The organism is Streptomyces sp. NPDC101152 (assembly GCF_044768275.1).
Classification (GTDB): Bacteria; Actinomycetota; Actinomycetes; order Streptomycetales; family Streptomycetaceae; genus Streptomyces.
Genome location: NZ_JBIWPO010000002.1, coordinates 265,444 through 286,819, shown reverse-complemented (window position 1 = coordinate 286,819; position 21,376 = coordinate 265,444). Strand labels below are relative to the sequence as shown.

Below are 21,376 nucleotides of genomic sequence, written 5' to 3'. Positions count from 1 at the left end.
CTGGCCGGGAGGCGCGTGGTGGGTTCTTCTACCTGCTGCGCGCCTCTTCGTTTGTCTGTGCGAGCAAGACCACTAAAGGGGATTCCGCTACCAGGACGGCGGTGACGTACGGCAGGATCCTCGGATGGAGCGTGTACGTGATGTCTCTGAGCTGCCCAAGGCCCATCTGCACCTGCACTTCACCGGGTCGATGCGGCCCTCGACCGTCCTGGAACTCGCCGACAAGCACGGCGTACGGCTGCCGGACGCGCTGACCGAGGCGCTGACCAGCGGGGAGCCGCCCCGGCTGCGGGCCACGGACGAGCGGGGCTGGTTCCGTTTCCAGCGGCTGTACGACGCCGCCCGGTCGTGTCTGAGGGAACCCGAGGACATCCAGCGGCTGGTGCGGGAGGCCGCGGAGGAGGACATCCGGGACGGGTCCGGGTGGCTGGAGATCCAGGTCGACCCGACCTCGTACGCCCCTCGGCTGGGCGGGCTGATTCCCGCGCTCGAGATCATCCTGGACGCGGTGGAGACGACCTCGCGGGAGACGGGGCTGGGGATGCGGGTCCTCGTCGCCGCGAACCGGATGAAGCATCCGCTGGACGCGCGCACGCTGGCCCGGCTGGCGGTGCGGTACGCGGAACGGGGGGTGATCGGGTTCGGGCTGTCCAACGACGAGCGGCGGGGCATGGCGCGGGACTTCGACCGGGCTTTCCACATCGCCAGGGAGGGCGGGTTGCTGTCGGCCCCGCACGGCGGCGAGCTGTCCGGGCCCTCGTCGGTGCGGGACTGCCTCGACGACCTGCACGCCGACCGGCTGGGGCACGGGGTGCGGGCGGCGGAGGATCCGCGGCTGCTGAAGCGGCTCGCGGAGCGGGGGGTGACGTGTGAGGTGTGTCCGGCCTCGAACGTGGCCCTCGGCGTCTACGAGAAGCCCGAGGACGTGCCGCTGCGGACCTTGTTCGAGGCCGGTGTGCCGATGGCTCTGGGCGCCGACGATCCGCTGCTGTTCGGCTCGCGGCTCGCCGCGCAGTACGAGATCGCTCGGCGTCATCACGGCTTCACGGACGAGGAGTTGGCTGAGCTGGCTCGGCAGTCGGTGCGGGCTTCTGCGGCGCCTGAGGGGGTCAGGGGGGAGCTGCTGGCGGGGGTGGATCGGTGGCTCGAGTGATGGTTTGTTCTTACAGGCTGACGCCTACCGTCACCGGTTCGTTCACCAAGGTCACGCCGAAGGTCTCGTGGACGCCTGCGACGATCTCTCGGGCCAGGTCGAGAAGGTCCTCGGCCGTGGCTCCGCCGCGGTTGGTCAGCGCCAGGGTGTGCTTGGTGGAGATGCGGGCCGGGCCGGTGCCGTAGCCCTTGGTGAAGCCCGCGCGGTCGATCAGCCAGGCCGCCGACGTCTTGGTGTGTCCGTCGCCTGCCGGGTAGGCGGGGGGATCCACGTCCTCGCCCAGGCGGGCGCGCACGCGCGCGTGGAAGGCGGCGAGCTGTTCGTGCGTCAGGATCGGGTTGGTGAAGAAGGAGCCGGCCGACCAGGTGTCGTGGTCCTCCGGGTCCAGCACCATTCCCTTTCCGGCGCGCAGCTTGAGCACGGTCTCGCGGGCGTCCTGGAGGGGGACGCGGGCGCCTGGCTCCACGCCCAGCGCCCGGGCGGCCTCGGCGTACTTGATCGGCGCCGAGAGGCCGTCCGCGTTCTCCAGCTCGAAGCGGACGCGCAGGACGACATGGCGGTCGGGGTCGGCCTTGAAGCGGCTGTGGCGGTAGGAGAAGACGCACTCCTCGTTGGACAGGGTGACCGTCTCGCCGGCTCGGCGGTCGTACGCGATGACCTCGGTGATGGTCGAGGCGACCTCCTGGCCGTACGCCCCGACGTTCTGGATCGGGGTGGCGCCCGCGGATCCCGGGATGCCGGCGAGGCACTCGATGCCGGCCAGTCCGGCCTCCACGGAGCGGGCGACGGCGTCGGTCCACACCTCACCGGCGGCCAGTTCGAGGGTGGTGCCGCGGAGGTCGAATCCTGTGGTGGCGATGCGCAGGGCCGTGCCGTCGAAGCCCTTGTCGGCGATGACCAGGTTGGAGCCGCCGCCGATCAGCAGGAGCGGGGTGTTCGTGGCATCCGCCTCACGGACCGCTGCGATCACCTCGGCGTCGGTGGTCGCGGTGATCAGGCGGGTGGCCGGGCCGCCCACGCGGAAGGTGGTCAGGGGGGCGAGGGGGGCGTCGTGTCGTTCCTGCACGCGGACAAGGGTACGCGGGTGCCTGCGGCGGCCTGCGCGGCGTGGTGGGGGTGCGCGTCGCGCAGGGCGGTGCGTTGGGGGTCGGGGCCGCGGCGGGGGGTGTCCGTCCTCGGTCGGACGCCTCCGTTGGTTGGGAGGGGACCGGCGGCCCCGGGTGTTCAGGGCAGGCGTACGACCGCTCGGGACATGCCCAGTACCTTTTGGCCGGCGCTGGTCGCCGTGAGGTCCACGCGGACCGTGTTGTCGTCGAGCTTGGCAGCGACCTTGGCGCTGACCTCGATCAGGGCGCCCTGGTCGTCGTTGGGTACGACGACGGGTTTGGTGAAGCGGACGCCGTACTCGACGACCGCGCCCGGGTCGCCGGTCCAGTCGGTGACCACCCGGATCGCCTCGGCCATGGTGAACATGCCGTGCGCGATGACGTCCGGCAGTCCGACCTCCTTGGCGAACCTCTCGTTCCAGTGGATGGGGTTGAAGTCCCCGGAGGCGCCGGCATAGCGGACGAGCGTGGCGCGGGTCACGGGGAAGGTCTGCGCGGGCAGTTCCGTGCCGACCTCGACGTCGTCGTATGCGATCTTCGCCGTCATCTTCTTCCTCACCCCTCCTGCGCCGCGCGCGCGACCAGCTTCGTCCAGGCGGTCACCACGTGCTCGCCCGCCTCGTCGTGGACCTCGCCACGGATGTCCAGGATGTCGTTACCGGCCAGGGACTTGATCGCCTCGATGGTGGAGGTGACGGTGAGCCGGTCGCCGGCCCGGACCGGGCGGACGTACGAGAACTTCTGGTCGCCGTGGACGACTCGGCTGTAGTCCAGGCCCAGTCGCGGGTCCTCGACGACCTGTCCGGCGGCCTTGAAGGTGATCGCGAACACGAAGGTCGGCGGGGCGATCACGTCGGGGTGGCCGAGCACCTTGGCGGCCTCCGGGTCCGTGTAGGCCGGGTTGGTGTCCCCCACGGCCTCGGCGAACTCGCGGATCTTCTCCCGGCCCACCTCGTAGGGGGTGGTGGGCGGGTAGCTCCGCCCCACGAAGGACTGGTCGAGCGCCATGGACTCGGCACCTCCTGGTTGCTCTACTGACCGGTACTGCTGACTTAAACGACGCGAGGCCGCCCCCGATCACTCGGGAGCGGCCTCGCGTACGAGCCTGATTTATCGCGTCTCGCGGTGCGCGGTGTGCGCGTTGCAACGCGGGCAGTGCTTCTTCATCTCAAGACGGTCCGGGTTGTTACGCCGGTTCTTCTTGGTGATGTAGTTCCGCTCCTTGCACTCCACGCAGGCCAGCGTGATCTTCGGGCGGACGTCGGTGGCAGCCACGTGAGTGCTCCTTGACGAACGGATGGGACTGGGTTAACGCATAGAAGAGTAGCCGATCGAAGGACCGACCCCACAATCGGCTACTGTCAGTAGCGGTGACCGGACTTGAACCGGTGACACAGCGATTATGAGCCGCTTGCTCTACCGACTGAGCTACACCGCTGTGATGCGATCCGTTCCCGCCTCGCGACGGGAACCTCACACACCAGAGCCCCAATACGGAATCGAACCGTAGACCTTCTCCTTACCATGGAGACGCTCTGCCGACTGAGCTATTGGGGCGAGCGATGAAGACATTACACGGTCTGCAGCCGTTCACCCAAATCCGTTTCGCCGGGCCCGGAAGGGTGGGGGCAGGGGCTGGGCAAGGGGCTTGTCGCGGCTCTTCCGGACCGTGGACCACACCGGTACGACTATTGCGCTCCTCCCCGTGACGGGCGGATCGCCGTCCTAGGCTCGACTCACTCTGCGTGATCTTGCGTCCCCCGCCGCAGTACCGAGCCCCTGGAGCGCGATGCCTGACAGCCAGCCGCAGCCGCCCCACTCGTCTTCGTCGTGGTCGTCGTCCGGTTCGTTCGGTTCGTTCGGTTCTGGATGGAGTGATCCGGGTGGGCTGTTGTTGTGCGGGGCGCGGTTGACCGATGGCCGGACCGTGGACGTGCGGCTCGGGGGCGGGCGCATCGAGGCGGTGGGTACGGCGGGCAGCCTTGCGGCAGGCGGCACGCGCGCGGGTGGGGCGTGGGTGGACCTCAGCGGCTATCTGCTGCTGCCGGCTCCGGCGGAGCCGCATGCTCACAGCGACACCGCACTCTCCGCCGACGATGACGGTCCTGCTTCGTCCGACCCCCAGGACGTGCAGCGCCGGGCCACGGAGGCGGCGCTGCTGCACCTCGGGCACGGGGCGACCGCGGTGCGTGCGCACGTGCGCGTGGGGGACGTTCTGGGACTGGGGCCGCTGGGCGCCGTGCTGCGGGCACGGCGTTCGCTGCGCGGGCTCGCGGAGCTCTCGGCCGTCGCGATGCCACGGCTGCTGACCGGGGTCGCCGGGGCGGACGGGCTGGCGATGCTGCGGGACGCGGTCAAGATGGGTGCGTCGGTGGTGGGCGGCTGTCCCGATCTGGACCCTGATCCGACGGGGTATGTGGAGGCGGTCCTGGAGGTTGCTTCCGAGGCCGGATGTCCTGTTGATCTGCATACGGATGCCGCCGATCCGGCCCGGCTCGCCCGGCTTGCCGCCATGGCCGGCGGTCTGCGTCCAGGTGTGACCCTCGGTCCGTGCGGTGGGCTGGGCCGTCTTCCTTCCGAGGCGGCCGCGCGCGCCGCCGACCAACTCGCCGCCGCCGGGGTGACGGTGGTGTGCCTTCCCCAGGGCGGGTGCGGCGCCGCTGACGGCCGTGGCACCGCTCCGGTACGGCTGCTGCGTGCGGCCGGCGTCCGCGTGGCCGCGGGCAGCGGTGCGCTGAGGGACCTGTCGAATCCGGTCGGGCGCGGGGATCCGCTGGAGGCGGCCTACCTCCTGTCGTCCCGGTACGGGCTGCGCCCCGAGGACGCGTACGACGCGGTGAGTTGCTCGGCGCGGGCTGCGATGGGGCTGCCCGAGGTCCGGGTCGAGGCGGGATTTCCGGCCGAGTTGCTCGCCGTGCGTGGCGACCGGCTGGCGGGCGCCCTCTCGCTCGCCTACAGCCGGATCGTCGTCCATCGCGGCCGCGTGGTGACCCGGACGAGCGCGGTACGGGAGTACTGCAACTCGGCCGCGTCGGGGGAGCTGGGGCTGCCTCGGCAGGGGCGGGGCGATGTGTCCTGAGGGCGCCGACGGGGACAGGGGAGGGCTGCGACGGCGTACGCCGGGGCATGCGTGTGCACCGAGGGCGCTTGGGGGTGGGGTGCGCGCCGGGGCGTGAGCTGATGCGTCCACTTGCGTGCGCCCCGGGTTCGTGTCGTGCCTGTGTGCGCCGGGCGCACGCCGCCGGGTGCTACGGCCGTGCGCCCCTGGGGCGGGGCTCAAGTCATGCGGCAGATGCGGCCGTCCGGGCGTACGGTCGGAGACATGCGCATTGTCATCGCTGGTGGTCATGGTCAGATCGCGCTGCGACTCGAGCGGCTGCTCGCAGCGCGCGGAGACGAGGTCGCGGGAATCATCCGGCACGCCGGCCAGGGCGACGACCTGCGGGAGGCCGGTGCGGAACCGCTCGTGCTGGATCTGGAGTCCGCCTCGGTCGAGGAGGTCGCCGAACGGCTGCGCGGCGCGGACGCGGCGGTGTTCGCGGCGGGCGCGGGTCCCGGCAGCGGGACGGCCCGCAAGGACACGGTGGACAGGGGTGCGGCGGTCCTGTTCGCGGACGCGGCGGTTCGGGCGGGCGTACGACGGCACGTGGTCGTTTCGTCGATGGGTGCCGATCCCGAGCACCAGGGCGACGACGTCTTCGACGTGTACCAGAGGGCTAAGGGTGAGGCGGACGCCTACGTCCGGAATCTGGATGCGCTGGACTGGACGATTCTGCGCCCCGGGGCCCTGACGAACGACCCCGGCACTGGGCTCGTACGCCTGGAAGCGCACACCGGGCGCGGCGCGATCCCCCGCGACGACGTGGCCGCCGTACTGGCGGAACTGGTCGAGACTCCCGCCACGGCCGGGCTGACCCTGGAGCTGATCGGCGGGTCGACGCCGGTGTCGGTGGCGGTGAAGTCGGTGGCCGGGAACTGAGGTTGGCCGGCTGACGGCGGCCGTTCGCCTCGGCGACGGAAGACCACCCGCCTGGGCCCGGTCTCCCTCCCCTCGGAGAACGGTTTCCGGACGGTCCTCGCAGTGGGCGGAGGCGCCGCCCTCCTCGCCTTCGCGGTGGCGTCGTTCATTCCCCGGCACGGGACGGGGGGCTTGGGCGCCTCGAAGGGGGCTTCGCGGGGGACGGTGGCGTCGGCGGGCGGGCCGGCCGGGGCCGAGGAGGACGGCATCGAGGCGGCGGCCGGCGCGGGGGTCCTTGTCGGAGGTACAAACCCCTGGGGGTCGGGGCGGAGCGGGTACGTCCGGTTCGTTGGGCGGGGTCGCGGAGGGCACCTCAGGGCGGCTCGTGGGAGTCGCGGAGCCGGTCGGCAGCGGGGTCCCGGTGAGCGGGCAGGTCTTAGGTGTCGAGCGGGTGCCGGTGGCCGGCGCCGCTGTCACGCTGATCACGTTCGGTGGGGAGCAGGTGAGCCGGGGGCTCTCGCGGAGCGACGGCTCCTACGGTGTGGCCGCGCCCCGCGCCGGTTCGTACGTCCTGATCGCGTCCGCCGAGGGGTTCCAGCCGCAGGCCTCGACGCTCGTCCTCGCGGACGCTCCGGTGTCGTACGACGTCCTGCTGAGCGGCACGAGCGGCCTCGTCGGTCTGGTGCGGTCCGCGGCCAGCGGAGCGCCGGTCACGGACGCCGTGATCATCGTGACCGACGTGCGCGGGGACGTGCTGACCACCGGGCGGACGGACCTGCTCGGCGAGTTCACCGTCACCGACCTGGTGCCGGGGCCCGTGACGCTCGCCGTCAACTCCCCCAAGCACCGGCCGCTGGCCCTGCCCGTCGAGATCGGCGGCACCGGCACCACCCATGTCGAGGTCGAACTCCGGCCCGGCGCCCAGGTCCGCGGCACCGTCCGAGGAGGCGGCAGCCCGCTGAGCGACGCCCGCGTGACCCTCGTCGACGCGGCGTGCAACGTGGCCGGCACGACCCGGACCGGTCTGGACGGCGCCTACGCCTTCTCCGACCTGGACAGCGGCACGTAGACGGTCATCGCCACGCGATATCCGCCCCGGGCGGCGACGGTCACGGTCTCCGGAGGCGGGGCGGACGACCACCACATCGAACTCGCCCACACCGGCGAGTAGGCGAAGGATCTCCGGGGCGTCGAGGGGCGGTCAGGGCGTGAACGGTTGTCCCCCGACGAGCCGGTCCGGAGCCGGGCCTGGGCGCTGCGCGTGTCGACGTGGAGAAGGAAGGCGCAGGGGCGCTGCCGGCATTTGCGGGCGATGCGCCGCCAGTTGGCCAGCAGGACCCGGAGACCCCATTCGCCGGCACCGCCCTGCTGCTCGGGCACGGCCTGGGCGGCCGGGTGCCGGGACCCGAGTTCCGTGAGGTGGTTGCAGACGGGGCCACCGACGAGCACGAGACTCCGTCCCGCCACCTCGCCGGGCAGGTGGTCAAAGGGGTCCGCGGCACGGGAGGCGGCGGTGAGGCTACTGGTGGGCGGGCAGAATTCCTGCGGCCCCTCACCGTTGCGACGGCACGCACGACATGGGGCCTCTGACCAGCCGTTTGGCTGGTCAGAGGCCCCATGTCCTCCGTGTGGCGGCGCCAGGATTCGAACCTGGGAAGGCTGAGCCGGCAGATTTACAGCGGGCTCCGCCCACCGCCTGCGGCCTGCGGTTTTCCCTGCGAGTGCCTTTGTCGGGGGACGTCTGGGGGGAAACAACCTCTCCTCCGTCGCCCTCTCGTCCGTCTCCGCACCCGCCGGTGAGACCCCTCGGCGTTAGCTCCCCAGCACCCCGCCATATCTCACGGTAGTCCCCGCCCCCGATGCGCGAGCCAAGACGCAACGTCTGTTTTGAGTTGCTCTCACCGCGCCCATCGCTACTGTGGGCTCAGACAGTCCGACAGTCCGGGAGCGCCTGTGGTAACGCCCAACCAGTACCAATGTGACAGCTGCGGGTACATGTACAAGCCGTTGGCTCATGGGGGCGTAGAGCTGGACGATCAACCGAGTGAGTTCAATTGCCCTGTTTGCCAGGCTGGTAAGGATCACTTTCACCTCTTCGTGCCGCCGACAGATGACGTGACGGCGCCAGAAAACAGCGAGGAAGAGGACGCCATCGACCCTATGGGGCCGCGACTTCTGTATACGAAATTTGGCAGCCCGGATGTGACCAGCCTCAAGCGCCAATATGAGCGCAGGAAGCTAAACCCGCAGCCATTTTTCCAGCGTTACGAAGTTTGGACGACCCAGAAAAATAGCAAGCTCATTGAATCCATCCTGCTAGACCTCCCGATTCCGCAAATCTACCTAGCTCAGCAAGAGAATGAAAACGTAGATGTCATTGACGGCCAGCAGCGGCTCATGGCCATCTTCAAGTACCTGCGAGGAGACTATCGACTGAAGGGAGTTTCAAAACATCTAGAAGGGAAGGCATTTTCCGAACTCCCTGACAGCCTTCAGGATCGGATTGAAAGTTATGAGCTACACACCGTTACGATTCTGAAGGAGTCTGATGCAGAAGTTAAGTTCATGCTGTTTCAACGACTAAATGAAGGGTCCACCAGCCTGAATGATCAAGAGCTCCGCAACTCTGTCCATCGAGGGACATACAACGAGTTCCTGAAAAAGTTGGCAGGCGAGCAGGAGTGGCGAAAGATTCTGAACCTTAAGGGAACGAAGCCTCACCCGCGAATGGTCGACGTGGAGCTTGTTCTACGCTTCATGGCCTTCCGTGATCAAAAGTATTTGAATCACCCAGACAAGAAGACATCAAAGTTCCTCGATAAGCAAATGATGATCGGCGCCACTTTTGACGAAAAGGAGCGCCTGAAGGCTCAAGTTGATTTCAGGCAAGCGATCGAACTCTCTCGCCTGATTTTCGGGGCGCAAGCATCCCGTCGCTTCATTGCGGGCTCCGAGGATAATCCCCAAGGGAAGTGGGATACCCGAATCAACCGCGCCCTGATGGATGTACAACTGCAAGGTTTCCTTCGGCACCCTAAAGGTCAGTATGTCGCAAACGCCGACGCTATTCGCGAGGGTGCAATCGACCTCATGGCCAACCCTGAATTCACTGACTTGATCACTCACACCATCTCGGAAGCCAAGCGCATCGAGCGCAGGTTTGACCTGTGGAAGGATTTCATCGATCGCGCTCTTGCTGATTCAGGGCAGGGGGGGCGACTTTTCAGTCGGCAAATAAAGGAGGAGCTCTGGAGTGAGAGCCAGGAATGCGTGATTTGTAAGCAGAAAATTAGGGACATTGACGATGCCCACGTCGACCATATCGTCCCGTACAGCGATGGCGGTAAGACGGAAAAGGCCAATGCCGCGCTGACGCATAGGTTCTGCAATCTGTCCAAGGGGCGCCGCTCCGCCGGAACGCCCTAACGATCTCGTACGTTCACATCTCTCTGCCAGAATCTGGCCCGCGGGGACAGGGGCGCAGGCTTACCAGGCTATGACCGCGACTGCTGTCAAGACCGTCATTCTCTGCATCCTCCTGCCTGGTGACCTACTCAACACAGCCCTGGCCACTCTCGGCTGACTCGCTGGCCCACAGATGCCCCATAACGTCCGCCCAACGAGCACAACAGCAATCACCCTGCCTCGCGACAGCACGTACCGCACAAGACTTCCAGTCCCCTTCCAAGAGGCTCTGTCAGTGCAGTGATCTACGGTGTCGTCCATGGCACCTGCTGAGATCACGCGCGCGGGGATTCTCCAAGCGATTGCAGAGCACGACCGGCTCGGACGAGACACGTTCCTTAACACCTACGGCTTCCGTGCTGCTGCTACCTACCTGCTCGTTCACGACGGACGGCAGTACGACTCCAAGGCGATAGCCGGCGTTGCCCACCAGTACGACTTCGGTGAAGCGCTCAAGCCCTCGCAGTTCAGTGGGGGACTCAAGCATGCGGTGGCCTGGTTGAGGCGGGAGGGCTTCACCGTCGTGGAGCCGCCGAAGACGTTCCTCAGACGAGTAGGGGACGTGCGGCCGGCGCGTCGAGCAGGCGGCCCCGCAGTGCACCGTCCTGTCCTCCTCCTCTGGGCTATTGGTCAGGCCGTAGCGGGCGCACCCCCCATGAAGTCGTGGTCGACGACGCGTGATGCATTGGCACCCCTGCTGGAGAAGTACGCGCACGTCGAGGACGGCAAGGACGGCACTCTGTACCCGTTTTGGGCGCTCGTGAAGGATGACCTGTGGACGGTGGACTCCACCCAGGATCTCGACCTGACCAGTCGGGGCCGCCGCCCAACTCTTGAGTCCCTCAATCGCGTTGACCCGTCGAGCGGGTTACGCGAGGACGACTACGCGCTGCTGCGATCGCAACCCCAGATTGCCGCGGAAGCCGCAGCAGGACTCATCCTGCGCTACTTCTACCCCCTGCCGGCCGGACTGTTGCAGGACTTCGGCCTCCACGACCTGCTCGCTGGCCGGTGGGCCGATGCCCTGCGGCCGCAACTCGGGGAGGCCTTCAAAGACCGGGACGCCATCTGGCGCGCCTACGGCGGACAGAAGATGGCAGGCATTGGCTGCCTCGCCGACGGCATCCTGAGCGCCTTCTCGGACGACAAGGGCCCCTACGCTGACGGCCGTCTACCTGACACCGGCTGGATCGCTTATGTAGGCGACGGACTCTCCGGAGATCAGCGGATCACAGACGGCAATGAACTCATGGCGGAGTATCAGTCCGTCGGCCGCCCGTTGCGCTACTGGCACAAGCCTTTCCAAGGACAGTTCAGCTTCGAAACCTGGGCCGTCATCGTTCAACGCCGGCTGCGCTGGGGCGTAGGCGACGACGGCCAGTGGCGCCGCGAGTTCCTCTGGATCCTGGCCCCCGTGCCTTCCCCTGAACGCGAGAGCTGGCCGCAGGATGTGCTCGATGTGCTCGAGGCCGACACCGGCGCGGTTCACGATGACACCGCCAGCTACCGCCCGGGCGACCTGGACCCCGAGGTACGCGACAGTACGGAGACGGACAAAGACGCCTACAAGCGCCTGGCTCAAGCCGCGGAAGCCAACGCCCAACGGCGGGTGCAGGCAAAGAAGCTCTCCCTCGTTGACCGCTACATCCGAGACCCGAGCGCCCGGGCAGCGGTCATCCGCCGTAGCGGAGGCAACTGCGAAAGTCCTGAGTGTGCCGGTCACCCCAAGGAACGCACCACCGCAGGTGAGCCGATCTTGCAGGTCGACCACGTACAAGACCTCGCAAAGGGCGGAGCTGACCTCCCGTCGAACATGATCGCCCTGTGCCCGAACTGCCACGCGCTGAAGACCTACGGTGCCCGCAGGGACAAGCTTCGACGCCTCCTCGCAGGGACTGCGCGCCGCCTGCACGCGAAGTCTCTGGGGTAGCGCACATCGGCATCAGCCGCCCGTCACGCTGTGGAGCGGGCGGCTGCCTTGTACGTGCTCCCAGAGAATGTCCCTGAGTACAGCCATGCTCGGCAGTTTTACAGTCCCCTCAAGATCGCCACTCTTCACCTCCTCCGACCTGCGGCTTAGCCGCGTCCGGGCGCCGAGTGGGAGCATCTCGTCCACGTCTCGTCCTGATCTTGGAAATCTGCGGTCGGTGACGGCGCAGCGTAGAGGCGCAGACGAGGACCTTCCGTCCAGTCCGTCAGGGGAGTCACCGCTCAGGAGAGACGGCGGCTAGCGGATCGTTGCCAGTGTCTTCCGACGGTGCCGATCGGGCCGGTCGCTCCTTCATCCGGCTACACATGCGCCTGGCGCTAGCGATGACAAGTGCGGCACAGAGACTGCCCAGAAACTCTGGCAGGGCCGCGACAAGTACTCTCACGACATCACCGCCGTCGTCGCATTGGCCGATGCGCGTCGTGCGGTGTACTTCTCCCCAAGTCGCCTGAGCTTGGACCGCACTCGTTCGCCATAGGCAGCGGGCATCCCCTTCCGAATCGCTGCGGCAGCCCAGGTGTCACCCGAGTACGCCCTCTGGAGGGCGATTGCTGCCTCGGTTTCGGACAGGCCGCGAAACACCGACGCGATTGGATCGCTGATTGGTTGGCCGTGAAGGGCTTGCGTTTCCGGCGTATGGCGGTCGATTAACAGATCCTCCACGGTGAGGCTGGCGCCAATCTCTTGGCTGAGTAGCACGATGTGTTTGTTTCGTACTCTGTGCTCCCACAGAGGCTGCAAGTGACGGTGCTCAATGCGCGCTTGTCGGTGCAGAAGCTGGGCTAGGACTGAATCGCTTGCCACTCCTTGGGTCAGTTCCTCAACCCAATTGCCCAGCAGCGCCATCTCTACGGCCTCACGCCATGCTTCTGGCCGGCGCAAGCCCAGCCATGTTCGGGCGAAGGCATCCACCTGGTCCACGTCTCCGTCGATTGCAGCGTTACGGGCAATCAGCGCAGCAAGGAGAGCACTGCGGACCGGCGGTGTGGGGAACTTTCGCCAGCACTGGACAAGCGTCAACAGGTAGTCAGCTGCTTGTCCGGGGCGGATTACTCGGCGTTTCTGCGACGCAGGGGGCATACGCTGCAACATCAAATCTGCGGGCAGAACGACGCAAAGGATGACGCTGCGGATCGAGCCAGCATAGCTTTCGCGTTCGAATACCCCTAGCTTGACCAACACCTTGCGGGGAAGCAGGGGGTACATGCCGGCGACAACATCTTCGGGGTCAGGCTCTAGCGGATGGGGCAGTGCATCGGCACGGCGGGTGCAGGGGAAGCTCCGGTCCGGCGCTGGCCGACTGGCGCTCAAGACGATTTGCGGGTCAAGGCACAGGCCGTCGCAATGAGTAGCGGAGAGCCGACTTTGGCCCGAGCGCGCAACGAAAGACATGCGGACTCCTTGCTGGTCCCAGATGAGGTTTCCTACCTCTAGGCGCAGGAAGGACCCGAAACAAAGAAAATCTTGGAGCGTCTTGTGTGATGCTCATCACTGCCTCAGCACCTAGTACTACAGCCGGTGGTTCACGTGACGTGATGATGGTCGGCTCGTTGCTCCGTTCGTGGGACTGATACTGCCGCCGCAGGCGGTTGGAATGGGCGAGCTGGACGAGGCCGAGATCCGGGTGCTGGACGGGGAGTTGGAGGCGTTGTGCGCCTCGGTCGATGACGTTTTCGCGCGTCCGGCCTCGCGGGAGAACCTGCGGGCGATGGTTCGCGGGCTGCTGAGCGAGGTGCCGCGGAAGAACATGTGGCAGCTGGCCGAGTTCGCCGGCCCACCCCAACCCCGACCGGCTGCAGGGCTTCCTGGCCAAAGCCGCGTGGGACGCGGACGAGCTGCGTGACCGGGTGCGGGACTACGCGGTCGCTGCGCTGGCCGATCAGGACGCAGTGCTGATCGCGGATGAGACCGGGGACCTGAAGAAGGGAACCAAGAGCGCCGGGGTGCAGCGGCAGTACTCCGGCACCGCGGGCAGGATCGAGAACGCCCAGGTCAGCGTGCACCTGTCGTATGGGTCCAGCCGAGGCCGCACCCTGATCGACCGCGAGCTCTACCTCGGCAGGGCATGGGCGGGCACCACCGCCGAACACGAACGCCGCTGCACCGAGCAGGGCATCCCACCCGAACGCGCCACCGCGGTGGCCACCAAACCAGAGCTCGCCCGGCGCATGCTCGAGCGCGCCCTGGCCGCCGGGGTGTCGTTCTCCTACTTCCTGGCCGACGAGGCGTACGGCCAGTGCCGCTCACTGCGCGACTGGCTGGAAGAACGCCAGGTGCGCTACGTGCTCGCGGTGCCCAAAGACGAGGTGGTTTTGCTGCCGGACGGCCGGACGCGCCAGGCCCGCGAGTTGTATGCGGTCGTGCCCGAGGAGGCGTTGGAGCGCCGCTCGTGCGCCGACGGCGCCAAGGGGCCGCGCGAGTACGACTGGGCAGCCGTCCAGCTCGAGCCCACCTCCCAGGGGCTGGAGCGCCACCTGCTGATCCGCCGCTCCACCGTGCCCAACAAGAAGGACAAGAGGACCGGTCAACTCATCCGCGAGGTCGCCTACTTCCTGTGTCACACCGATCCGGGCGCCACCCTGGCCGAGCTGGTGGTCGCCGCCGGGCGGCGCTGGATGGTGGAAGAGTCATTCCAGGTGGCGAAGGGGCAGGTGGGGCTGGATGAGCACGAGGTGCGCAAGTGGTGCTCGTGGTACCGGCACACCACCGTGTGCATGCTCGCGATGGCCTTCCTGGTCGCTGTCCGGAGCCGGCTAATACCCAGTCAGTCGCCGACGCCCGACACCCGACCGTGAACGAGATCCGCCGCCTGTACGACCGGCTCGTCCTCGCCCCCGCCCGCACCGCCCGGACCTGGCTGGCCATGCACTGGCACCGCTGGCGCACCCGCCACCAAGTCCGGGCCCGTGCCAGCCACTACCGCACCCGCGCGGCCCGCGCTCACTCACCGTGAAACCACCGGCTGTAGTACTAGTCCAGCATCCGCAGGGCCGCATCGGGCTGGACTTGCAGGCATGCCCTTTGATCCTGTCGTCGAGCGCGCGCCGAGCCTGGTCCCGGCAGATGGCCCGGCAGCGCATGCCCGCGTTCCAGCAGTCCCCGACATGCACGCAACGGCGCACTACCACCCGGGGCAGAGTGAGGCGCTCCGGTACATCGCCCGGGAGCGCTACAGCCGCGCAGGATCAGCACCATCGCCATCCCAGGCGGCGGTCGCTTCCACCTCACCGTGTCCCGACGGGCGTCCGGTCATGCACGCCTGCTGCTCCAAGGAGGCGACAGCTCATAGCAAGTTCCGAATGTGGATCGGGGCGTTCAAAGAGATGACATGCGAATGCGGCGACGTCCATCGCTGCTGCCGGCAAGGTGCCGTCGGTACCTTGCCGCAATAAGGTGTGAACCTACCCCTGGCAACCGAAGACGATCGAGGCGTACGATCCAAAAATGACTGAGTCCGACTACATCCACCTCCCCGAAGAAGATTTCCGTAGACAACGCTTTCTCTTTGCACCCCACCTGTTCGCGCTTTCGAGCGAGGAACCGGATTTGCCACCGCGGGATCTTGTCCCGCGAGATGATTGGGATAGCGTGATGAATCTCCCCACTGATGTGGTTCTTCGGACCAGCAGCCACCAGGGGAATACGTTCGCCGCTCTGCATCAACTGGAATCTGGCTGGGTTTTCTCTTGGCCAGATCCAGGAGTTTGCCCGAGCATGGATGAAATCCAACTCCTTGCTGGCGAAGAATTCGATGCACTCGTCTTCAATGCCGTGCACGGCTATTACCGGCAAGCTGTCGGGTGCCTAAGAAACGCCCTGGAGGTAATGACCGTAGGCGCGGCTCTAACGGTTCACTCGAATCCCGAACTCTATGAGAAATGGCGCCGAGGTCAGGAAGTTTCCTTCGGTCAAAGCTGTGTTTGGCTGAGAGAAAGCGTGCCAGGTCTCCAGGTTGAAGGCGCAGCAGCCCCGCTGGGCATCTTTGGTAGAAACGCTAAGGACAGCGATGCATGGTTTCGAAAGCTCTACAGCCGCTTGTGTGGCTATGCGCACAGCCGGGCCGGTTACAACAATGCGGACTTCTGGGAAAGTAATGGTCCTGTCCATGTTCCCAGCGCCTTGGTCACCGTCGAGAATGAATTCCGGGAGACGTTGGCTGCATGCTATCTGCTTCTCAAGATCGCCTGGCCAGGGCTCGGAAGGACGGAGGGAATTGAATTTGTTTTCTCGAAACCCACTCCCAACATGACAGAGTACGTTCCGTTTCTCAACAATATCCTCACGTAGAACCGGGTGATGAGGCGTTACATGTCAGAGACGGCTGTCGCTCTAATCGCCGCTGGGGCCGCATCTGCTGCCAGTGGCGCTGGCACGATGACTTGGCTTGCGGGACACACTCGGCTTCCTACATAGCCACAAGCCCTGTGAGACTTGAGCGGATGCGACCGGCTAGCCATGGAATAAGCGGCCGTTTAGACCAGTTGAAGCCCAGCACGCTTACCTAAGTAGCTCGTTTCGGGCCGCTCGCAGAGCACGCCCGATGCGCCGCCACCACAGACGTGACGGCACTCCGAGCGGGTTGGCCAAGCTAGCCTTCACGAGCCCCGCATCCCTCTCGGCGTGCTCGTGGGAGGTAATGAGCACCAGCAGCGAGTACGCCCGGAGCGCCAGAGCGGCCTTCTCACGGCTCACAGTGTCCATAAATCCGTGAGCAACAAGGTTGCGGACACCCATACCGTCTCCAAGGAGAAAAGTTCTCAGGAAACGCTCCCAGTCAGGGTCGAACCCATTTTCCATCAGGTATGGGAGAAGCGCGCCAAGGCCCGGAAATTGCCCCACTCCATCGCCGACTTGCGTTTTATAAACAGGCTCATTCAATTCCAGCAGGAGCGCCCGAACCGATGCTTCAACTTTGGGGACAACGAGATGCACACAAGCATCAAACTCGCCGACCCAGTAGAGAATCAGTCCTTTCGCAAGAGCTCTACCCGACGCAAGATGAGTTCCCGATGCGACAATAAACTCTTCCAGATCCCTGAAACAAGGGATCCCAAAGCGTTCCTTGATAATATCTAGAGCGTCAGCAAGAAGTATCCCGTGAAAATTGATCCCCCAGGTCTCTGCACGGACTAGCTCGTGCTCGAATGCTGCGTCGCCTTCTGAAAGAACACGTCTGGGGAGATCGCCCGGACCAAATACGACCGTCGTTGCAAGCCTAGTGAACACCGAACGAGTCAGCACACCGCGTGCTACCGCCTCATTGCTAGCCAGGGTACCGCTGGGCGCCTCGCTATTGAACCAGACATGCAGGGCTTTACGCCATGTCTCGACCCTTCTGTATGGCCGCAGGTAGCCACGAATATAAGCATTCGGGATTTTGCCCTCAATTACTACGGTCTGCCACTTGACAGGAGGAGCAGACTGCAAACGAGAGATGGCCAAACTTTCCAGTTCCGGAACGTTGAGTCGACGAGCGAGCGATGCCGCGTCATTCAAATGGGCCCTGATGACTAGCGCGTCAACGGCCTTATCGGCATCACTCAAATAAGCCTTGACCTCAACCTCGCTGGCGTGCCGAGCACGGGCATCGTCGTTTGTAGCAGCAGCTCTACGCCGGACAAGCGCAGCTATTTGACCAACGACAAGCGTACCCGGGTAGGCCAGAAGCGCCCTTTCGAGCAGATCGTCGACCCTGGGGTCTACCGGCTGCGCATTCTTCTTGCGTTGCGGCGCACTCAAGGCATCCATCAGATTGATGAAGATGTACCCTTCTTCTCCATCGTTCAGCAGACTCTCCGCCATATCCAACATGACCGTCTTAACCCGCTGCATCATTGACGAGAGATTTACTGAACGCGCAAGCTCCCACGCGCGCAACAAACCTGTTCCCTGCTCAGTAATAGAAAGGCTACTCCCGATTGAATCCAGATAAGCGCGGACCGCTTCTTCCGCAGCGTCACGGGCATTTGCCAGACGAAGACTAAAGACGATATCTGCACAGCGGGCCTTCACCACAGGATGCGTCACGGCTGAATAAAGAGAGAGCCACAGTGCTCGAACGTCACTATCGGCGTCGCGCAGCGCCATCGGAAAAGTTGACGGCCCATCCAGCGGAACCAGAGATGCACCTGGCTGGGCCGACATGAATGGACGCGTCGCAAGATGATACGTAAAGGTTGTGGTCAGCACCTGTAGAGCGGAAAGATCAAACGACGCCTCGGAATCCTCCGCGATTTGTCGAATGCGTAGACTTGCTGTCACCAGGTCGTCTGCCTCTTCACATGCTGCATCCGCGAGGCCCGCCAAGGCAGGAACCAAGGATGGATCATGCCGATACGTGATTGCTTCCGGACCAGGAGGGTCAACACTGGATCGCGATTCATCAGAAAGACCCGAACTGCTGGCCACGGAATCGCCCTCACTCACGAAGCCCTCCCCGCAAAAAGTCCTATACCGCAAGTCGCAGATTCCTTGACTCCGAGCTTCTTCGAGCACGACAACACGAACGACGGTCAAGGAGTCGATCACTCGGTTCACATTCTACGCGGGGACCATGCTCAATTCTGGAGATTTTTTGCACCCGCACGAACGAGCCGGGTGGGCAGAAATGCGCAGCACGTCAAGTCGGTAACGAGGCCCCCTCATGCCTAGCCGTCTTCGTTGCCCCGAGCGAGCATGGGAAGCTTGGACCAGGCGACGAGCTGAGATTGGGAGGGACAACACGTGTCGCAGCAAGCGAGCCCCCGAGGCACCTTCCTGAAGGTCGCGGATGCAGTGAAGGCCCGGATCGCGGCCGACCCAACCATGAAGGAGCTCCCGTCGCTGGCTGAGGTCATGCGCGACCACAAGGTCTCGCGCGGGGTCGCCCTCCGCGCGTTCGGCGTGTTGCGGCAGCAGGGTGTAGCCGAGCCGGCGCCGGGCGAGCGATGGCGCGTCGTGCGCGCGGGGGCACGAGTCGACCGGCGTCCGCTCGATCAGCGGATCGCAGACATCATCACGGCTGACGGACTCGCGGTAGGGGAAGCGTTCCCGAGTGCTTCCGTGCTCGCCGAACGGTTCGGGGTCTCCCGTCCCACGGTGACCAAAGCTCTGGAGAAGTTGGAAACCGCCGGCGTGCTGGCGGGGGGAGGACAGGGCAGGGTGCGGACAGTCCGCGCCGTGCCAACACGAGAGGAGCGTTCGTAGCTTGCCGACGTTGACGGAGTGGGCCTATCCCCTGGCTGAGTCCCTGCTCGCCGAGCCGCTGCCGCGGCGGTGGAAGCACTGCCTAGGGGTTGCCGAGAGGGCACGCACGATCGCTCTCGTTCTTGGGCAGGATGCGGATCTGTTGGAGGCGGCGGCAGTACTGCACGACATCGGCTATGCGCCGGACCTGGCCAAGACGGGCTTTCACCCGCTCGACGGCGCCCGCTACCTCCGGGACGTAGCCAACGCCGACCGGCGCGTCATCAACCTGGTCGCCCATCACTCTTGCTCCTGGCTGGAAGCGGATGCGCGCGGCCTGCGCGAAGAACTGGAGGAAGAGTTCCCGCGCGAGAGTGCACACCTGAACGACGCGCTCTGCTACTGCGACATGAACACCACGCCGGACGGCACGCCCACGAACCCGATCGACCGGATCAACGAGATCGCTGGACGCTATGGGCCCGACAGCCTGATCGGAAAGTTCATCCGCCGCGCTGAGCCCGAGATCCACGCTTGCACGTCCCGTGTCCTCGAACGCGTCGCCGCCGCCAAGCGTCAGCCGATGTAGGGAGCGGTTCGCGTTCGATCCATGGCGTGCTCGATACGGAGCCGCATCGTGGGATGAACGTCCAGCTCTCGCAGGTCCGTTGGGTCGACCCAACGGACCTGCGTCGTCTCGTTGCTCGTACGCAACTCGCCGCCGACGGGCCGCGCGCGGAAGCAGATGCTGAACTGCTGCCGGACTTCGCCATCGTCGTACCGCATAACGTGACCAGGGTCTGTGTAGATCCCGGACAGATCGACGACCTCCGCCGTGATACCGGTCTCTTCCCAGACCTCCCGAACCACCGTGTCACTGATGGACTCGCCCACGTCGTGGCCACCGCCGGGTAGCGCCCAACGTCCGTTGTCGGATCGCTGGATCATGAGCACTTGTCCCGCATCGTTCTGGACAAACGCCACGACCGAGGGAACGACTGAGTTGGCCGGAGGAGCGTCCGGATCGTGCAGGTAGTCGATGCGCCCCATACTCAAGCTCCCGTGATGTCGTGTTCGGTTACCGGCCTGGCGCCTTCCCAGGTCTGCTGCACGCTGTTGGCGAAGGTGTCGAAGAGCCCACCTCCCGGAAGCCGCCGCAGGTGGAACACGGGCGCCATGTAGGCGCCAATGCCATACACATGGGTGTTGGCCAGCATCTCGTCATCGGCGCGATAGATCGAGTTGTAGAGCACCGTGTCATGCAGGCGGAAGGCAATCTCCGGGTGGCTGGTGAACAGCGGTCGGTAGTTGACCAGCGCGTTGCGGATCTTGCCGTCCATGATGCGGTGCCCTTCGTCGATGCCTCGACGGATGACTGCTTCGCACTCTGGGTCCCCCATCAGCACTCGGATGCGCACGCCGCTCTCCGCCTTCTCCTTCAGGGTCGAGAAGAACAGTGGATCCTCCGCCAGGTAGATGCCTGCGTACACGAGGATGTCGATGCGCTCCGTGGCGCGCTCACACATCTCGCGCCAGAGGGTTGACGGCACCACGTGCCGGTGAGGGTAGGCGGTCACGATCTCGGCCTTGCTCAGGTCAGTTGCGGATTCCTGAGTCCGGGAGTCGTCCCACAGCATCGTCACGTCAACCCGGAGGGCCGCCGCCGTTGCGTACTGGTGGCGCCTGTACGGCACCTTGCCCTGCGTGATCCAGCGCTCGATGGTTTTGGGGATCACCCCAATCTCAGCGGACAGGTCCTGGATCGTCATGCCACGAGCTAACAGGGCAGACCTCAACCGTTCGTTGGACACCTTTACCCCCGCATGGACTTCTAGGGACTTCTTGACGGTAGCCACATGATTTGGAGCTGTCCATGCAGGGGGTGACGAACTCCCCTGACCTGGGGCGATTCTGATTGTGCGCCAAGAAGTCCCGGCGTGAACACCACAGGGTCCGACACCGGTACTTGACGGACCTCTATGCAGTACCTGTAAAACAGATACTGCAACAGCAAGGTCCGCCGGACCCGCTTACACGCGGTTCGAGCGGCAGCAGCACCACCCGCCGACCGTCAGGCCGGAGGGGAGCGGCAGACGCAGCCCGTGGCTGTCAGACCCGGTGCGAACAACCTGGACAGCGGTCCACGAGCGCGGAACCGAACTTCGCAGGCTCGTGAGTGCACTGGCACTGAGACACCGAATCCCGAGCGAGGGCGACTCCCCGCGACGACCGGTCGGTGGATAGGACCGCGGCGACACAGCTTCCGAGTGTCACCACGAACGGACTAGGCAGTCCCTCACGTTGCGCGTGAGAGCCGAAACGGGCGATGTCATTGGAAGACACGGCCGCAGCGTCACAGACGCCCACGCGGCTGCACTTAGGCACGAGGGCGGGCCTGTCATGGCCCGTCACTCGTCATGCGGGCAGGGCGCCGATCACGTCGGTGGCCTGCCCGTTTGATGAGCACTTCCGAGTTCCAACCGCGCCCCGTCCAGGTGCGGTTCCTTTCCCGCGGCGCGCGCCTGTTGAGGCTTCTCCAG

19 protein-coding genes, 3 tRNA genes and 2 pseudogenes are annotated in these 21,376 nt (G+C 65.4%); 11 read left to right on the top strand and 13 right to left on the bottom strand.

The window, feature by feature from the left end:
* Positions 1-124: 124 nt before the first annotated feature.
* A complete protein-coding gene (locus ACIRVK_RS03905; RefSeq protein ID WP_404243663.1) occupies positions 125-1,153 on the top strand; it encodes an adenosine deaminase in 1,029 nt (342 codons plus the stop codon).
* A gap of 10 nt (positions 1,154-1,163) precedes the next feature.
* Here ACIRVK_RS03905 and ACIRVK_RS03900 read toward each other — a convergent pair whose 3' ends face one another.
* The 6 genes from ACIRVK_RS03900 to ACIRVK_RS03875 all read right to left on the bottom strand — a co-directional run bounded on the left by ACIRVK_RS03900 (position 1,164) and on the right by ACIRVK_RS03875 (position 3,816).
* Entirely contained in the window at positions 1,164-2,219 is a 1,056-nt protein-coding gene (locus ACIRVK_RS03900) for a UDP-N-acetylmuramate dehydrogenase (protein WP_404243661.1), read from the bottom strand.
* Between the two features lie 158 nt (positions 2,220-2,377).
* The gene (locus tag ACIRVK_RS03895) at positions 2,378-2,806 is read right to left on the bottom strand and encodes a MaoC family dehydratase (RefSeq protein WP_404243659.1); all 429 of its coding nucleotides are present in this window, start codon (positions 2,804-2,806) and stop codon (positions 2,378-2,380) included.
* Positions 2,807-2,814: 8 nt separating this feature from the next.
* On the bottom strand, positions 2,815-3,267 hold the full coding sequence (locus ACIRVK_RS03890) for a MaoC family dehydratase N-terminal domain-containing protein (protein ID WP_404243658.1): 453 nt from the start codon (positions 3,265-3,267) through the stop codon (positions 2,815-2,817).
* 102 nt (positions 3,268-3,369) lie between these two features.
* Positions 3,370-3,534 (bottom strand): 50S ribosomal protein L33, encoded by a 165-nt coding sequence (gene rpmG / locus ACIRVK_RS03885; RefSeq protein WP_003948671.1) that lies wholly within the window; start codon positions 3,532-3,534, stop codon positions 3,370-3,372.
* A 90-nt stretch (positions 3,535-3,624) separates the two neighbouring features.
* A tRNA-Met gene (locus ACIRVK_RS03880) sits at positions 3,625-3,697 on the bottom strand.
* Between the two features lie 46 nt (positions 3,698-3,743).
* Positions 3,744-3,816: transfer RNA gene (locus tag ACIRVK_RS03875), tRNA-Thr, on the bottom strand.
* 232 nt (positions 3,817-4,048) lie between these two features.
* On the opposite strand from ACIRVK_RS03875, the gene ACIRVK_RS03870 reads away from it, so the two are divergent.
* From ACIRVK_RS03870 to ACIRVK_RS03860, 3 genes are all read left to right on the top strand, one after another.
* Positions 4,049-5,338: an amidohydrolase family protein gene (locus ACIRVK_RS03870; protein WP_404243656.1), complete on the top strand. Its 1,290-nt coding sequence runs from the start codon at positions 4,049-4,051 to the stop codon at positions 5,336-5,338.
* Positions 5,339-5,581: 243 nt separating this feature from the next.
* The gene (locus ACIRVK_RS03865; protein ID WP_404243654.1) at positions 5,582-6,238 is read left to right on the top strand and encodes an SDR family oxidoreductase; all 657 of its coding nucleotides are present in this window, start codon (positions 5,582-5,584) and stop codon (positions 6,236-6,238) included.
* A 364-nt stretch (positions 6,239-6,602) separates the two neighbouring features.
* Positions 6,603-7,286 carry a collagen binding domain-containing protein gene (locus ACIRVK_RS03860; RefSeq protein WP_404243652.1) on the top strand — a complete coding sequence of 228 codons (684 nt, stop codon included), beginning with the start codon at positions 6,603-6,605 and terminating at the stop codon, positions 7,284-7,286.
* Here the strand turns inward: ACIRVK_RS03860 and ACIRVK_RS03855 are convergent.
* Positions 7,253-7,666 carry a hypothetical protein gene (locus tag ACIRVK_RS03855; protein WP_404243650.1) on the bottom strand — a complete coding sequence of 138 codons (414 nt, stop codon included), beginning with the start codon at positions 7,664-7,666 and terminating at the stop codon, positions 7,253-7,255. The genes ACIRVK_RS03860 and ACIRVK_RS03855 overlap by 34 nt on opposite strands.
* Positions 7,667-7,846: 180 nt before the next feature.
* Positions 7,847-7,914 (bottom strand) — tRNA-OTHER (locus ACIRVK_RS03850).
* Positions 7,915-8,212: 298 nt separating this feature from the next.
* On the opposite strand from ACIRVK_RS03850, the gene ACIRVK_RS03845 reads away from it, so the two are divergent.
* Positions 8,213-9,643: a DUF262 domain-containing protein gene (locus ACIRVK_RS03845; RefSeq protein ID WP_404243649.1), complete on the top strand. Its 1,431-nt coding sequence runs from the start codon at positions 8,213-8,215 to the stop codon at positions 9,641-9,643.
* Positions 9,644-9,941: 298 nt separating this feature from the next.
* Positions 9,942-11,612 (top strand): HNH endonuclease, encoded by a 1,671-nt coding sequence (locus ACIRVK_RS03840; RefSeq protein WP_404243647.1) that lies wholly within the window; start codon positions 9,942-9,944, stop codon positions 11,610-11,612.
* Between the two features lie 441 nt (positions 11,613-12,053).
* Here the strand turns inward: ACIRVK_RS03840 and ACIRVK_RS03835 are convergent, their stop codons facing one another.
* Positions 12,054-13,064 (bottom strand): hypothetical protein, encoded by a 1,011-nt coding sequence (locus tag ACIRVK_RS03835; RefSeq protein WP_404243645.1) that lies wholly within the window; start codon positions 13,062-13,064, stop codon positions 12,054-12,056.
* 202 nt (positions 13,065-13,266) lie between these two features.
* Between ACIRVK_RS03835 and ACIRVK_RS03830 the strand changes: the two are divergent.
* Together ACIRVK_RS03830 and ACIRVK_RS03825 are read left to right on the top strand one after the other, a co-directional pair.
* Positions 13,267-14,467 (top strand): annotated as a pseudogene (locus ACIRVK_RS03830) (IS701 family transposase).
* Complete coding sequence (locus tag ACIRVK_RS03825; RefSeq protein ID WP_404243917.1) at positions 14,464-14,625, top strand: hypothetical protein; 162 nt, start codon at positions 14,464-14,466, stop codon at positions 14,623-14,625. The pseudogene ACIRVK_RS03830 and the gene ACIRVK_RS03825 overlap by 4 nt, the downstream one beginning before the upstream one ends.
* 67 nt (positions 14,626-14,692) lie before the next feature.
* On the opposite strand, the pseudogene ACIRVK_RS03820 reads toward ACIRVK_RS03825, so the two are convergent.
* Positions 14,693-14,782, bottom strand: a pseudogene (locus tag ACIRVK_RS03820) (DUF6233 domain-containing protein); the annotation flags it as partial.
* 334 nt (positions 14,783-15,116) lie between these two features.
* Between ACIRVK_RS03820 and ACIRVK_RS03815 the strand changes: the two are divergent.
* Positions 15,117-15,959: a hypothetical protein gene (locus tag ACIRVK_RS03815; RefSeq protein ID WP_404243643.1), complete on the top strand. Its 843-nt coding sequence runs from the start codon at positions 15,117-15,119 to the stop codon at positions 15,957-15,959.
* Positions 15,960-16,169: 210 nt separating this feature from the next.
* Here the strand turns inward: ACIRVK_RS03815 and ACIRVK_RS03810 are convergent, their stop codons facing one another.
* On the bottom strand, positions 16,170-18,098 hold the full coding sequence (locus ACIRVK_RS03810; protein WP_404243641.1) for a hypothetical protein: 1,929 nt from the start codon (positions 18,096-18,098) through the stop codon (positions 16,170-16,172).
* 297 nt (positions 18,099-18,395) lie between these two features.
* Between ACIRVK_RS03810 and ACIRVK_RS03805 the strand changes: the two genes are divergently transcribed.
* Complete coding sequence (locus tag ACIRVK_RS03805) at positions 18,396-18,857, top strand: GntR family transcriptional regulator (RefSeq protein WP_404243639.1); 462 nt, start codon at positions 18,396-18,398, stop codon at positions 18,855-18,857.
* A gap of 1 nt (position 18,858) precedes the next feature.
* A complete protein-coding gene (locus tag ACIRVK_RS03800; RefSeq protein WP_385228914.1) occupies positions 18,859-19,425 on the top strand; it encodes an HD domain-containing protein in 567 nt (188 codons plus the stop codon).
* On the opposite strand, the gene ACIRVK_RS03795 is transcribed toward ACIRVK_RS03800, so the two are convergent.
* Both ACIRVK_RS03795 and ACIRVK_RS03790 read right to left on the bottom strand, forming a co-directional pair.
* Positions 19,413-19,886, bottom strand: a complete 474-nt coding sequence (locus tag ACIRVK_RS03795; RefSeq protein WP_404243637.1) for an NUDIX domain-containing protein — start codon at positions 19,884-19,886, stop codon at positions 19,413-19,415. The genes ACIRVK_RS03800 and ACIRVK_RS03795 overlap by 13 nt on opposite strands.
* Before the next feature lie 2 nt (positions 19,887-19,888).
* Entirely contained in the window at positions 19,889-20,605 is a 717-nt protein-coding gene (locus ACIRVK_RS03790) for an XRE family transcriptional regulator (protein WP_385228908.1), read from the bottom strand.
* Positions 20,606-21,376: the final 771 nt, after the last annotated feature.

What these genes read in the sequence shown, in the direction of transcription:
- ACIRVK_RS03895 (WP_404243659.1), bottom strand. Translation starts at nt 2,806, where the DNA reads ATGACGGCGAAGATCGCATACGACGACGTCGAGGTCGGCACGGAACTG.
- ACIRVK_RS03845 (WP_404243649.1), top strand. Translation starts at nt 8,213, where the DNA reads ATGTACAAGCCGTTGGCTCATGGGGGCGTAGAGCTGGACGATCAACCG.
- ACIRVK_RS03795 (WP_404243637.1), bottom strand. Translation starts at nt 19,886, where the DNA reads ATGGGGCGCATCGACTACCTGCACGATCCGGACGCTCCTCCGGCCAAC.
- ACIRVK_RS03870 (WP_404243656.1), top strand. Translation starts at nt 4,049, where the DNA reads ATGCCTGACAGCCAGCCGCAGCCGCCCCACTCGTCTTCGTCGTGGTCG.
- ACIRVK_RS03905 (WP_404243663.1), top strand. Translation starts at nt 125, where the DNA reads ATGGAGCGTGTACGTGATGTCTCTGAGCTGCCCAAGGCCCATCTGCAC.
- ACIRVK_RS03835 (WP_404243645.1), bottom strand. Translation starts at nt 13,064, where the DNA reads ATGTCTTTCGTTGCGCGCTCGGGCCAAAGTCGGCTCTCCGCTACTCAT.
- ACIRVK_RS03865 (WP_404243654.1), top strand. Translation starts at nt 5,582, where the DNA reads ATGCGCATTGTCATCGCTGGTGGTCATGGTCAGATCGCGCTGCGACTC.
- ACIRVK_RS03790 (WP_385228908.1), bottom strand. Translation starts at nt 20,605, where the DNA reads ATGACGATCCAGGACCTGTCCGCTGAGATTGGGGTGATCCCCAAAACC.
- ACIRVK_RS03840 (WP_404243647.1), top strand. Translation starts at nt 9,942, where the DNA reads ATGGCACCTGCTGAGATCACGCGCGCGGGGATTCTCCAAGCGATTGCA.
- ACIRVK_RS03815 (WP_404243643.1), top strand. Translation starts at nt 15,117, where the DNA reads ATGACTGAGTCCGACTACATCCACCTCCCCGAAGAAGATTTCCGTAGA.
- ACIRVK_RS03890 (WP_404243658.1), bottom strand. Translation starts at nt 3,267, where the DNA reads ATGGCGCTCGACCAGTCCTTCGTGGGGCGGAGCTACCCGCCCACCACC.